The following is a 12,572-nucleotide window of genomic DNA, read 5'->3' as shown; positions in this document are numbered from 1 at the left end:
TCAGTCCTCCCGGCCCACGATGGTCGCATACCAGTCGAGGGAGTTTCTCGGCACCCAGCCCGGCTGGTTCGAGCCCTTCTTCATGCGCTCGATCATCTCGGGCTTCAGCTTGCCGGCCTTGGCCAGCGCCCCGAACACCACGCCGGCGTTGATGTGGTCGAAGAAGTCGCGCTGCCAGGCCCACTGGAAGTTTCCGGCGTAGCGGAACCACGAGCCGCCCGTGCCCGCGATCTCGTAGGGCTGGCCGTGCTCGTCCTTCTCGGGCGCGATCTGGCGCCAGACACCGATCACTTCGCCCTTCTGGTCGTCGACCAGCGTGCGCACGTAGGGGTAGACCCAGCTCTCGAGCCCGCGCATCTCGGCGCCGAACACGATCTCGTGGATCTCGCGCCGGCCGCGCGCGGCGAACTCCCAGTTCGGGCCGACGTTCCAGGTGTAGAGCGCGTCGTCGCTGTAGAACTGCGACATCTTCGACCAGTCACCGGTCTTTCCGGCGCGGTTGTTCTCGGCCACGAAGCGGCGGATCATCTCTTCGAGCTCGGTGCGTGGGAACGCGGGCATGACTCCCTCCTCAATCCAGCTCCAGGCGCAGCGCCCGGGTGGGGCAGTATTTCACGGCGCGCTTGACCGCGGCGGCGAGCGGCTCGTCGGGCCGCTCGGCCAGGACCACGACCTTGTTCGTGGCCCGGTCGACGTCGAACACCGCGGGCGCCTCCTCCTTGCACACGGCGTGGCCCTGACACAGATCGGTGTCGACGCGGACTCTCACGGTGCCCTCCGGCGGTAGCGGGCGGGGCAGGGCTGGGCGAGCTGCACGACCATCTTCGAGTGGTCGTTGCGGTAGCTGGCGGGCGGCTGCGCCAGCTCGAACTCGTAGCGGCGCAGGAGCGCGCTGAAGATGGCCTTGAGCTGCATCATGGCGAAGGCCGCGCCCACGCAGCGGTGGCGGCCCGCGCCGAAGGGGATCCAGGCGAACAGGCGCGCGTCCTCCTCCCGCCCTTCCTGGTAGCGGTCGGGGTCGTAGCGGTCCGGGTCCGGGAAACACTCGGGCATGCGGTTCGAGATCGCGGGAGACACCGCGACGAGCTTGCCCGCGGGCACCGTCCAGCCGGCGTAGTCGAAGTTGTACACCACCTTGCGCATGAGCAGGATCAGCGGCGGGTGCAGGCGCAGCGCTTCCTTGATCGCGCCTTCCAGCTCGGGGATCTCACGCAGCGCCTGGTAGCTGACCTCGCGGCCGTCCGCGTAGAGTGAGTCGAGCTCGCCCACCACGCGCGCGCCGAACTCCGGATGGCGCAACAGCTCGATCAGCGTCCAGGCCGCGGTGCCCGAGGTCGTGTGGTGGCCGGCGAACATCATCGAGATGAACATTCCCGTCACCTGGTCGACGCTGAAGCGCGGCGAGCCGTCGGGGAGCTTCAGCGAGAGCAGCACGTCGAACAGCTCGCGCTTCTCGCTCGGCTGGCGGGCGCGGCGCTCGAACACCTCGCTGAGCAGCTCGACCAGCCGGCGGCGCGCCCGGTCGCGGCGCCGGAACTGCGGCAGGGGCAGGTCCGGGTTCACGTAGGCGATCGCGTCGGTGCCCTTCTCGAGCTCGTAGAACACGCGGAAGTACTCGGCTGAGAGCTCCTCGCGGAACTCCTTGCCGATCAGGCACGCGCTCGAGGTGTAGATGGTGAGCTCGGAGAAGAAATCGAGCAGGTCGAGCTCGCCCGAGTCACCGAGCTTGTCCATCATGCGCTCGGTCTCGGTCGCGATCAGCTCGGCGTGGCCCCGCATGAACGAGTCGCGCAGTGACTGGTTGCGCAGCCCCTGGCGGCGCTGCTCGGGCGAGGCGTCGAACAGCACGCCCTTGCCGAAGATCGGCGTCATGAACGGGTAGGCGGCAGCCTGGTCGAGCTGCTCGTCGCTGCTGCGGAAGAATGCCTCCTGCGCCGGCTCGCCCGTGAGCAGCACCACGCGGCTGCCGGCGAAGCTCATCTCGCCGATCTCCCCGCACTCGCGGCGCACGCGCGCGAACAGCTCGATCGGCCGCTTGCGCAGCTCCTGCAAGTGACCCAGCAGCGGCCAGCCTCCGGACAGCACGGGCGGCGCCTTGCCGGGCTTCCGCTCTGGCGCCGGCGCAGCGGGCGCCGCCGCCGTGGGCTCGAGCGCCGTGCTCACGGCTTCGCCTCGCTCGGCAGCGCGATCAGCTTGGTCTCGAGATACTCCTCGAAGCCCAGGCGTCCGTTTTCGCGCCCCACGCCGCTCTGCTTGTAGCCGCCGAAGGGATTGTCGACGTGGAACCACTGCGCGCCGTTCACCGACAGCGTGCCGGTGCGGATGCGGCGCGCCACCCCGAGCGCGCGCTCGGTGCTCGCACTGTGCACGGCGCCGGAGAGGCCGTAGATCGAGCGGTTGGCGATGCGCACGGCGTCGTCGTCGCCGTCGAAGGGAATCACGCACAGCACGGGGCCGAAGATCTCCTCCTGCGCGAGGCTCGAGTCGGGGTCGACGTCGGCGAACAGGGTGGGCTCGACGTAGAAGCCCTTCGGCAGGTGACTCGGCCGGCCGCCGCCGACCAGGAGCTTCGCGCCCTCCTGACGCCCTTTCTCGATGCAGGCCAGCACGCGCTCCTGCTGGCGGCGCGAGATCTGCGGACCCTGCATGTGCGCGGGGTGGGTCGGGTCGCCGTACTTCCAGCGCTCGAAGGCCTTCTTCACGATCTCGAGCCCCTCCGCGTAGCGCGAGCGCGGGAGCAGGAGGCGCGTGGTGAGTGCGCAGCCCTGGCCGCCGTGCACGCAGGTGAAGGCGGTCATCGGGAGCACGGCGGGGAACACGGCGTCGTCGAGCACCACGTTCGCGCTCTTGCCGCCGAGCTCGAGAAACACCTTCTTCACCGTGGCCGAGGCAGATTCCATGATGCGGCGGCCCGTGGCGGTGGAGCCGGTGAAGCTCACGGCGTCGATGCGCGGGTCGGTCGACAGGATCTCGCCCAGTGAGTGGTCCGAGCTCGCGACCACGTTCAGCACGCCGGCCGGGACGTCGGTCTTCTCCGCCACCAGGCGGCCCAGGTGCGTGGCCGACCACGGCGTGTCGGGCGCGGGCTTCAGCACCGCCGTGCAGCCCGAGCCGAGCGCCGGCCCGAGCTTGGCGATGTTGAGATACAGGGGCACGTTCCAGGGCGTGATCAGCCCCGCCACGCCGACGGGCTCGCGGCGCAGGATCCGTCCCTGGGGGCGGCCGAGATACGGCACGTCGCCGAGTCTCTGCTCGTAGGGGTAGCGCTCCGCGAGGTCGGCCCAGTAAGCGACCATCTCGATCGGGTCGTCGATCTGCATGAACGGCGTGAGTGATACGGGCGCGCCCGCCTCGGCTACCACGATCGCGCGCAGCTGCTCCTTCTCTTCCCGCAGCGCCGCGTGGAGCTGGCGCAGGCAGCGCGCGCGGAACGCCGGATCGGTCGACCAGTCACTCTCGTCGAAGGCACGCCGAGCCGCGGCGACGGCGCGCAGCATGTCTTCGCGCGTGCCGTCGCTGCAGTGACCGATCACCTCCTCGGTCGCGGGGTTCACGTTGGGGAAGGTGGCGCCGTTCGAGGCGCCGACGAGCTTCCCGTCGATCAGGTTGCGGCTCTCGGGGGCGAGCTCGGGCAGCGCCACGGCTAGGTCCGCACGATCTGGCCGCCGTCGACGGCGAAGATCTGGCCAGTGACCCAGGAAGCGGCGTCGGACAGCAGGAAGAGACAGGCCGACGCCATGTCCGCCGGCTTGCCGAGCCGCGCCAGCGGGAGCTGCGCGACCATGGGATCGCGAATCACCGCGGGCACCTGCTTGCCGAGCGCGTCGGTGTCGGTCGGGCCGGGCGCGATCGCGTTGACGCGGATCTTCATCGAGCCGAGCTCGCGCGCCAGCGCGATCGTGAGTCCGTTCACGCCGTGCTTCGCGAGCCCGTAGAACGACGCGGCCATCCAGGCCGCGGTCGATGACTGGTTGACGATCGCGCCGCCGCCGCGCTTGCGCATGGAGCGGAAGCAGGCGCGCGTGCAGAGCAGCGCGCCGTGCATGTTCACGTTCATGAAGCGCTGGTAGTAGTCCCAGTCGGCGCCGAGCAGCCCGGCCAGCTTCATGTCGCCGAAGATCGCGGCGTTGTTGACCAGGAAGTCGATGCCGCCCCATTCCGCGCCGACTCGCTCGGCCATGGCGAGCGTCGACTCCGGCGAGCCCACGTCGACCTCGACCGCGATCGCCTGGCCGCCGGCCGCGCGGATCGCCGCGGCCACGGCCTCGCCCTTGTCCTTGGCGATCTCGGCCACCGCCACGCGCGCGCCGTGCTCGGCCAGCGCGCGCGCGTAGGCCTCGCCGATGCCGCCGCCCGCGCCGGTCACGATCGCGACCTTGCCCGCGATTCCGTCGTAAGTCACTTCGTCTTCTCCTTGGCCCGTCCGCCGGGCTGCACCTCGAGCAGCGTGGGATACGCCTCTTCGAGCGGTATCTGGATCACGCGCGCGATCGCACGTGCCACGCTCTCGCCCGGCATCCAGTGCATGTGTCGGAACACGCCCCAGTACTTCCAGGACTCGAGAATGTCGACGATCTGGTCCTTGGGCATCTGGTTGCCGAACTCACTGCCCGTGGGACCGACGCGCACCACGATCGAGCGCACACCCGTGCCCTCGGTCTCCATTTCGAGCACGCGCGCGAACGCCTCGAGGCCCCACTTGGCCGCCGCGTACGCGGACTGGTACGGGCGCGGGTTCTTGCCGCTGTCGGAGCCGATGAACAGCACGTCGCCGCGCCGGCGCGCGAGCATGCCGGGCAGCACGCGCCGGGTCATGAAGATCGCGCCCAGCAGGTTGATCTCGACGTCGGAGCGCAGATGCTCGGGACTCACTTCGTGGATCAGGCCTGCGCGGTTCTCGCCGGCGTTGTTGATCAAGACGTCGATCTCGCCCAGCTCGCGCTCGGCGGCGCTGCAGAACGCGTCGATCGACTTCAGGTCCGTGACGTCGAGCGGGTGCGCGAACGCGCGGCCGCCCGCGGCGGCGATCGCGTCGGCCACCTCGCGCAGGCGCGACTCACGCCGCGCGCCGAGCGCGACGGAGACGCCCAGGCGCGCCAGCTCGAGCGCCGTGGCGGCGCCGATGCCCGAAGACGCGCCCGTGATGATCGCAGTGCGCGGCGCCGACTCAGCCATGGCGCAGCTCGATCGGCAGCGCGGCGAAGCCGCGCACGCTCACCGAGTGGATGCGCGCGCAGCCCTCGGGCACGACCTCGTAGTCGGGGAAACGCTTCCAGAACTCCTCGAGCACGGTGCGGCCTTCGAGCCGCGCCAGCGCGGCGCCCAGACAGAAGTGCGCGCCGTGGCCGAACGAGAGCATGGCTTGGGTGTCGCGCTCGAGCTCGTAGGCGTCGGCCCGCGGGAAGGCGCGCTCGTCGCGATTGCCCGAGCCGATCAGCACGAGCACGCGCTTGCCGGCCGGGATCTCCACGCCGTGCAGCTCGAGCGCGCGCGTACTGACCCGGCCGATGGCCTGAGTCGAGCTGTCGAAGCGCAGCGTCTCCTCGACCCAGCGCGGCACGAGCCCCGGATCGTCGCGCAGGAGCTTGCGCTGGTCGGGATTGCGCCACAGCCAGTAGAGCGCGTTGGCGAGCAGCTTGGTCGTGGTCTCGTTGCCGGCCACGATCATCAGGTTGCAGAACGACTGGATGTCGATCTGAGTGAGCCGCTGGCCGTCGATCTCGGCTGCGAGCAGCGCGCTGATCAGGTCGTCCTTCGGCGCGCGGCGGCGCTCCGCGATGCGCTCGCTGAAGTAGCTCCAGATCTTGCCGAACGCGACCGCGGCGCCGGGCGGCACGTCGTACACGCCCTCCTCGCGGTGCACGAGCAGGTCGGCCTGGCGGCGCAGCTCGGCGCGGTCGGGCGAAGGCACGCCGAGCAGCTCGCTGATCACGTCCATCGGCAGCGCGCCCGCGAGCTCGGCCACGAACTCACTCGAGCCCTGCTCGCGCATGCGCTCGAGCGCAGTCACGGCCATCTCGCGGATGCGCGGCTCGAGCGCCGCCACGCGCCGCGGCGTGAAGCCGCGCGAGACCAGCGCCCGCATCTGCGTGTGCCGCGGCGGGTCCATGCCCAGGAACGACATGGCCAGGTGCGCGGCCGGGTGCGACGCCGAGCGCTCGACCGACACGCCGTGGGTGTTGGTGAAGCGCTCGGTGTCCCGGAGCGCCGACAGCACGTCTGCATGCCGTGACAGCGCCCAGAAGTCGAGTGACTCGTTGTGGTAGACCGGGGCCTCCTCGCGCAGGCGCGCGTAGGTCGGGTACGGGTCCTCGTGGATCTCGTAAGCGAAGGGGTTGTACTCGAGCGGCGTCACGACTCGAGCTCGAAGCGCGCCACGTTGCTGACGCGCACGGCGTTGGCCATCGCTGACTCGGGGCGCGGCTCGGCGCGCGGGTCGATCTCGAGCCGCCAGGCCAGGAGCGGCTTGCGGCCGGGCGCGTGGAGCGACGCGGGGTCGAGCGGCGTGAGCCGTGCGCGCGGGTTCACCGCCGCCGCCACGGCGTCGATGCCCGGTGACTCGCGCTCGGCGAGCAGCGCGAGCCAGCCGTCGGGCTCGCCCACGGCCAGGGCCTCGCATTCCTCGATCCAGAAGCGACCCGTGGTCGGCGAGTCGAGCGCCGCGCCGCGCCGCACGTACTCGTGGGGCAGGGCGGGATCGACCTGCAACACCTTCAGCACCGCCGCGGCGTCGTCGGCCTCGATCCCGAGCACGCTCCGCAGCCGCGGCACGTACACCGGCGCGAGCGCCGCCCACTGCTCGCGCTGCAGCGCGCGCGCGACGTCCTTGCCCCAGCGCGCGCGCAGCGCAGCCGAGGTGGCGCGAGTCAAAAGGTGCACGTCGAGCGTGAGCTCGCGGCACAGACGCGCGAGCACGGGCTGGGCGAGTGACTCGAGCTGGAAGTCGGCCAGGAACGGGCCGGAATAGTCGGCGAGCCCCGGGCCGAGCTCCGCCGGCAGGTCCGCGAAGCGGAAGCTCGCCGCGCGGCTGGCCGCGACTTCGTCGCGCAGCGCGAGCGGCGGGTAGGGCAGCGCAGCTTCGTCGAGGAACACGCGCCAGCGGCAGGTCGGGCCTACGTGGCCCAGCTGCAGCGGCGGCCGGTGCTCGGGGCGCACGCGCGCGCGCGGGTTCACCGCGATCGCGGTGGCGTCGAAGGTCGGGTCCTCCATCTCGTGACAGAGCTGGCGGATCGCGGGCTCGGCGCCGCGCGAGATCTTGTGCACGTCCTGGTAGGCGCCGCAGAACGGCAGCTCGAAGTAGCCGAGTGACTCGCTCACGAGCTGGTAGCGCACGTCCATGTAGCGGTGCGCGAAGCCCGGATCGACCTGCAGCGACTTCAGGATCGCCGAGACGCCGTCGCCCGGAATGCCCAGCAGCGCCCGGGCGCGCGCGTTGTAGATCGGGCTCGCGCCCATCCACTCGTCGCAGGCCAGCGGCCCCATCTGCTCGCGGCCGAAGCGCGCCGCCACGAGCGGCATGAGCCCGCGGTCGTGGAAGTGCGCGAACAGCATGAGCTCGCGGCCCAGGCGGGCGAGCGCGTCGTGCTCGAGTCTCTCGAACGCGAAGTCCGGCTCGAACGCGCCCGCGTAGCTCCCGAGTCGGGTCACTTTCGGCCCCCGCGGCCGGACAGCTCGCGCACCAGCGTGTCCTTCAACAGGCCGAGCTCGAGCTCGCGCACGGCCGAGGAGGGCGACTCGAAGCGGAGCAGCGACGCCAGACCGGTGAGCACCGAGATCGTGTAGTGCTGGAGCGCGATGCGCCTGGCGCGCGATTGCGGACGCTCGCCGAACAGCTCGGTCCACACCCGGTTCCAGGCTTCGAGCATCTGCGCCTGCCACGCGTGCTCCGGCGCCGGCGCCGCGTAGTGCTGCAGGATCTCGAAGGTCGAGCGGAAGTGCGCGCTGCCGAAATGCTCCCACGCGCGGTCGACGAACAACGAGGCGCGTTTCTCGAGCGAGAGACCTCCGGCCTCGACGTCGCCGAGCCGCTCCGCGAAGCGATTGAACGACTCCTCGAGCACCGCGGTCAGGATCCCGTCCTTGCCGCCGAAGTGGTGCTGGACCGCGCCCCAGGTGACTCCCGCCCGGCGCGCGATCTCGGCGGCCGTGCTGCGCTTGAAGCCGACCTCGGCGATGCTGTCGACGACGGCGCCCATGATCGCGGCGCGGGTCTCGCTGCTGCGCTGTTCGTGCGTGCGGCGGCGTGGGCGCTGGCGCGCCAGCCGGATCGGCGGGTTCATCGCCGGCCTCCGTCCTCGACGCCGTAGATGCGCGCCATGAGCTGCGACACGAGCCCGCCGACGGGCAGCGACACGTCCGAGCGCCGCGCGAGCTCGAGCGCCCACGCCAGGTCCTTCTCGGCCACGGCCATGTGGCCGCGCAGCAGCGACTGCATGCCCGCGCTCTTGCGCGCCGACTCGGGCGCCTTGTGCAGCGCCAGAAAGGCAGCCATGAGCGGGGTGAGCTGGCCGTTCGCGCGGCCCGCCTCTTCCAGGAGCTCCTGCGGCAGCCCCACGCCCCGCGCCAGCGCGAACGACTCGAAGGCCGCCGCCCACTGGATGTAGGTGATCAGGTTGAGACACAGCTTGAGCTTCGCCCCGTTCCCGAGCTCGCCGGCGTGGATCACCTTCAGCGCGCTCACCTCGAGCACGGGCCGGGCGCGCTCGAGCGCCTCCACCGGTCCGCCGACCAGGAACGTGAGCTGCTTCTGCGCCGCACGCGCCGCGCCGCCGGTCACGCAGGCGTCGAGCACGGCGACACCGCGCGATGTCGCCTCGGCGGCCAGCGCGACCACGGTCTCGGGCAGGATCGTGCTGTGGATCGCCAGCACCGCGCCGCGCGCCGCGCCCGCGAGCACGCCGCCCGGACCCAGAGTGACTTCGCGCACGTGCCGGTCCTCGGGCACGCACAGGCAGATCACGTCGCTGCGCAGGCCGACCTCGCGCGGCCCCGAGGCCGCCTTGGCGCCCAGGGCCACGAGCTCGGCCAGCGGCGCGGCGACCAGGTCGAACACGTGCGTCTCGAAGCCCGCCGCGATGAGGTTCGCCGCGATCGGCTTGCCCTGATTGCCCAGCCCGATGAACCCGACCCGAAGCATCGCGGCGAGCCTATCACCATTTCCATAGCAGGTGAAATGTAAATTTCGCGATCGCACTGGTAGGCTGCGCCGAGGAGGAACGAAAGCATGTCCGATCCGAAGCGGCGCGCCGTCGGTGTCGAAATGCTCGCGAAGGTCTACGCCGGCGACGTCGTCGTGCCGCCCGAAGGCGCGAGCGCGTTCGCCGACCTGATGCTGGAAGAGGTCTTCGCCGAGGTCTGGACCCGCCCCCAGCTCTCGATCCGCGAGCGGCGCCTCTTGATCATGGGAGCGATCGCCGCGCTGGGCGAGTCGATGACCTGGAAGATCCAGGTCAAAGCCGCGCTCAAGAACGGCGAGCTCAGCGCCGAGCAGGCGCGCGAGTGTCTGATCCAGCTCACGCAGTACGTGGGCTACCCGCGCGCGGCGGGGCTGCTGGGGGCCACGGAAGAAGCGATCCGCGACGCCGCCAAGAAGTGACTCGCGGCCCTACTCCCTGGGATCCGCCGCCCACTCGCTCATGTCGGCCACGCGCACCAGCTTCATCCAGGGCACGCGCCGTGACTCACCCGGGTTGTGACCCACCATGAGCAGCAGGTTCTGGCCGTCGAGCGCGCCGACTTCGCGCTCGAGCTGCGAGAGACTCATGCGGCCGTGCGGGCAGAGCACGGGGCGCACGGCGTAGGGCAGGGCCAGGCGGCGCCAGGTGTCCTCGTAGCGCGAGGGCGCGACGATCGGCACTCCGGGGCGCTGGCGCGAGAGCAGCCGGGCCGCGATGCCGCCGCGCGACCAGGTCACGATCGCGCGCGCGCCGCACTCGCGCGCGGTGCGCACGGCGGCGGCGGAGAACACCACCAGGTCGCGCAGCTCCTCGTGGACGCCTTCGAGCGGCGTCTCGGGGCGGCGCGGATAAGCCTCCTCGGTGGCCTCGATGATGCGGCACATGGTGCGGCAGGCGCGCACGGGGTCGATGCCCACCGCGGTCTCGTCCGAGAGCATGACCGCGTCGCTGCCGTCGAGCACCGCGTTCGCCACGTCGGTGATCTCGGCGCGCGTGGGGCGCAGCGCGGTGACCATGGATTGCAGCATCTGCGTGGCCGTGATCGCGGGCCGGCCGGCGCGGATGGCGGCCTGCACGATGCGCTTCTGCTCGATCGGCACGCGCTCGAACGGGATCTCGAGCGACAGGTCGCCGCGCGCGATCATCACCGCGTCGGCGCGCGCCAGGATCGCGTCGAGGTTCTCGAGCGCGAGCTTGGTCTCGAGCTTCGCGACCAGCCCTGAGGGGCGGCCCAGCTTCTTCAGAGACCTGCGCACCGACGCCACGTCCTCCTCGCTGCGCACGTACGAGACACCCACCAGGTCGACGCCCAGCTCGGCGCCGAGCTCCAGGTCGCGCAAGTCTTTCTGCGCCAGGATCGGCCGCGCCGACACCGCGCCCGGCGCGTTCACGCCCTTGCCACTCGAGACCTGGCCGCCGACCACCACGCGGCAGTGGATGTCCGCGCCGTCGACCTCTTCGATCTCGAGCTCGACCGCGCCGTCGCCGAGCAGGATCGGCGCGCCGGTGCGCGCCTCGGCGGCGAGATACTCGTCGGGCACCGGCAGCCGCGCGGCGTCGCCCTTCGACTCACCGCAGGCCAGCACCACGCGCGCGCCGCTCTCCAGCGTGAGCGTGGCGGGCACGAGCTCGCCCAGGCGGATCTTCGGCCCCGCCAGGTCCTGCAGGATGGCGACCGGCCGCCCCACCGCGACCGAGGCAGCGCGAATGCGACTCACTGCCTCACGGTGCTCGGCGTCGTTGCCGTGCGCGAAGTTGATGCGCGCCACGTTCATGCCCGCTTCCACGAGCCCGCGCAGAACCTCGGGTTCCCGGCTCGCGGGGCCGATGGTGCAGACGATGTGGACTGCCCGGGCGCGCATGTTGCTATAAGATTCCCCTTACTGACTGCCAGCGCGAGAGCGAGGGATTTGGAGACGCGACGATGACGACCAAACGGGTGAAAGAGATCCTTTCCTGGTACTCCGCCGACAACGCGGGCACGAAAGCCAACCTCGCGCGCATGCTCAACCACGGCCGGCTCGCGGGGACCGGCAAGATGGTCATCCTGCCGGTCGACCAGGGCTTCGAGCACGGCCCGGCGCGCAGCTTCGCGCCCAATCCGGCCGGCTACGACCCGCGCTACCACTTCGAGCTCGCGATCGACGCGGGCTGCAATGCCTACGCGGCGCCGCTCGGCTTCATCGAGGCCGGCGCGGCCGAGTTCGCGGGCGACATCCCGCTGATCCTGAAGCTCAACAACAACGAGTCGCTCACCAAGGGCGGCGAGCCGCTGCCCGCGGTCACCGGCTCGGTCGACGAGGCGCTGCGCCTCGGCTGCGCGGCGATCGGCTTCACGATCTATCCGGGCTCCGGCGAGTCGAAGACCATGTACCAGCAGATCGCGCATCTCACCGAGGAGGCCAAGAAGAAGGGCCTGGCGGTGGTGGTCTGGTCGTATCCGCGCGGCGCGGGCCTGTCGAAGGACGGCGAGACGGCGATCGACGTGTGCGCGTACGCCGCGCAGATCGCCTGCCAGCTCGGCGCGCACATCGTGAAGGTGAAGCCGCCCACGGCGCACCTCGAGCAGGCCGAGGCGAAGAAGGTCTACGAGAAGGAGAAGATCCCCATCGGCTCGCTCGCGGAGCGCGTGCGCCACGTGGTGCAGAGCGCGTTCGGCGGGCGGCGCATCGTGATCTTCTCGGGCGGCGCCGCGAAGGGGAAGGCGGAGATCATCGAAGAGATCCGCGGCCTCGCCGACGGCGGCGCGTTCGGCTCGATCATGGGGCGCAACTCGTTCCAGCGCCCCAAGACCGACGCGATCGCGCTGCTGCACGAGGTCATGGACATCTACGCGAACACGTGAGTCGAGCGCGGCCGTGCTGCGCGTCCGCACTTACTACGACTTCGCGTCGACGCTCTGCTACGTCGCGCACCGCGTGTTCGGCGAGATGCACGGAGACATCGAGTCATTGGGCGTGGAGCTCGAGTGGGTGCCGCTCGACCTCGCGGACTTGCTGGGCTGGCCGCGCGGGGTCGAAGTCGCGCCCGAGCGGCTGCGGAACGCGGAGCGCGTGGCGCAGGAGCACGGCGTGGCGGTGCAGCCGCTGCGCGTCTGGCCCGATTCGCGCGACGCGAACGCCGCGGCGCTGCTGCTGGCGCGCGGGCCGCAGGAGGCGGCCTTCCGCGAGCGCGTGTGGAGCGCGGTGTTCGAGGAGCGCCGCGTGCTCGACGCGCCCGGCACGCTCGAGGCCTGCGCGCGCGACGTGGGAGTCACTCTGGACGCGCGGCGGCTCGAGCGCGCGCGCGACGAGCTCGACTTCCGCACCGAGGTCGCGGCGTCCGAGGACGTGACCGGCGTGCCCACGCTCATGCTCGGCGAGTTCCCCTTCGGCGGCATCCAGTCGCGCGAGACGA

Annotated in this window: 14 protein-coding genes; 3 read left to right on the top strand and 11 right to left on the bottom strand. The window is 71.1% G+C overall.

Annotation, left to right across the window (positions count from 1 at the left end):
* From VMR86_19580 to VMR86_19535, 10 genes are all read right to left on the bottom strand, one after another.
* Nucleotides 1-561 carry a nuclear transport factor 2 family protein gene (locus tag VMR86_19580; GenBank protein ID HTO09262.1) on the bottom strand — a complete coding sequence of 187 codons (561 nt, stop codon included), beginning with the start codon at nucleotides 559-561 and terminating at the stop codon, nucleotides 1-3.
* Nucleotides 562-571: 10 nt separating this feature from the next.
* Entirely contained in the window at nucleotides 572-769 is a 198-nt protein-coding gene (locus VMR86_19575) for a ferredoxin (GenBank protein ID HTO09261.1), read from the bottom strand.
* A complete protein-coding gene (locus tag VMR86_19570; protein ID HTO09260.1) occupies nucleotides 766-2,085 on the bottom strand; it encodes a cytochrome P450 in 1,320 nt (439 codons plus the stop codon). Before VMR86_19570 ends, VMR86_19575 begins: the two co-directional genes overlap by 4 nt.
* 74 nt (nucleotides 2,086-2,159) lie before the next feature.
* A complete protein-coding gene (locus VMR86_19565; GenBank protein HTO09259.1) occupies nucleotides 2,160-3,641 on the bottom strand; it encodes an aldehyde dehydrogenase family protein in 1,482 nt (493 codons plus the stop codon).
* 2 nt (nucleotides 3,642-3,643) lie between these two features.
* Nucleotides 3,644-4,402: an SDR family oxidoreductase gene (locus tag VMR86_19560; protein HTO09258.1), complete on the bottom strand. Its 759-nt coding sequence runs from the start codon at nucleotides 4,400-4,402 to the stop codon at nucleotides 3,644-3,646.
* Entirely contained in the window at nucleotides 4,399-5,175 is a 777-nt protein-coding gene (locus VMR86_19555) for an SDR family oxidoreductase (protein ID HTO09257.1), read from the bottom strand. Before VMR86_19555 ends, VMR86_19560 begins: the two co-directional genes overlap by 4 nt.
* The gene (locus VMR86_19550; protein ID HTO09256.1) at nucleotides 5,168-6,355 is read right to left on the bottom strand and encodes a cytochrome P450; all 1,188 of its coding nucleotides are present in this window, start codon (nucleotides 6,353-6,355) and stop codon (nucleotides 5,168-5,170) included. The genes VMR86_19555 and VMR86_19550 overlap by 8 nt, the downstream gene beginning before the upstream one ends.
* Complete coding sequence (locus VMR86_19545; protein HTO09255.1) at nucleotides 6,352-7,647, bottom strand: hypothetical protein; 1,296 nt, start codon at nucleotides 7,645-7,647, stop codon at nucleotides 6,352-6,354. Before VMR86_19545 ends, VMR86_19550 begins: the two co-directional genes overlap by 4 nt.
* Entirely contained in the window at nucleotides 7,644-8,279 is a 636-nt protein-coding gene (locus VMR86_19540; GenBank protein ID HTO09254.1) for a TetR/AcrR family transcriptional regulator, read from the bottom strand. Before VMR86_19540 ends, VMR86_19545 begins: the two co-directional genes overlap by 4 nt.
* Nucleotides 8,276-9,136, bottom strand: a complete 861-nt coding sequence (locus VMR86_19535; protein HTO09253.1) for an NAD(P)-dependent oxidoreductase — start codon at nucleotides 9,134-9,136, stop codon at nucleotides 8,276-8,278. Before VMR86_19535 ends, VMR86_19540 begins: the two co-directional genes overlap by 4 nt.
* Nucleotides 9,137-9,223: 87 nt before the next feature.
* Here VMR86_19535 and VMR86_19530 point away from each other — a divergent pair, with 87 nt between their 5' ends.
* Nucleotides 9,224-9,595: a carboxymuconolactone decarboxylase family protein gene (locus VMR86_19530; protein HTO09252.1), complete on the top strand. Its 372-nt coding sequence runs from the start codon at nucleotides 9,224-9,226 to the stop codon at nucleotides 9,593-9,595.
* Between the two features lie 9 nt (nucleotides 9,596-9,604).
* Here VMR86_19530 and pyk read toward each other — a convergent pair whose 3' ends face one another.
* Nucleotides 9,605-11,038: a pyruvate kinase gene (pyk, locus tag VMR86_19525; protein ID HTO09251.1), complete on the bottom strand. Its 1,434-nt coding sequence runs from the start codon at nucleotides 11,036-11,038 to the stop codon at nucleotides 9,605-9,607.
* A 62-nt stretch (nucleotides 11,039-11,100) separates the two neighbouring features.
* Between pyk and VMR86_19520 the strand changes: the two genes are divergently transcribed.
* Both VMR86_19520 and VMR86_19515 read left to right on the top strand, forming a co-directional pair.
* Nucleotides 11,101-12,021: a class I fructose-bisphosphate aldolase gene (locus VMR86_19520; GenBank protein HTO09250.1), complete on the top strand. Its 921-nt coding sequence runs from the start codon at nucleotides 11,101-11,103 to the stop codon at nucleotides 12,019-12,021.
* A gap of 13 nt (nucleotides 12,022-12,034) precedes the next feature.
* Nucleotides 12,035-12,572, top strand: a 538-nt coding sequence (locus VMR86_19515) for a DsbA family protein (protein ID HTO09249.1), incomplete at its 3' end; no start/stop codon positions are given.

The sequence above is a fragment of the Myxococcota bacterium genome, assembly GCA_035498015.1.
Taxonomy (GTDB): domain Bacteria; phylum Myxococcota_A; class UBA9160; order SZUA-336; family SZUA-336; genus VGRW01.
The sequence above is the reverse complement of the archived record's forward strand: the minus strand, read 5'-3'. Positions and strand labels throughout refer to the sequence as shown.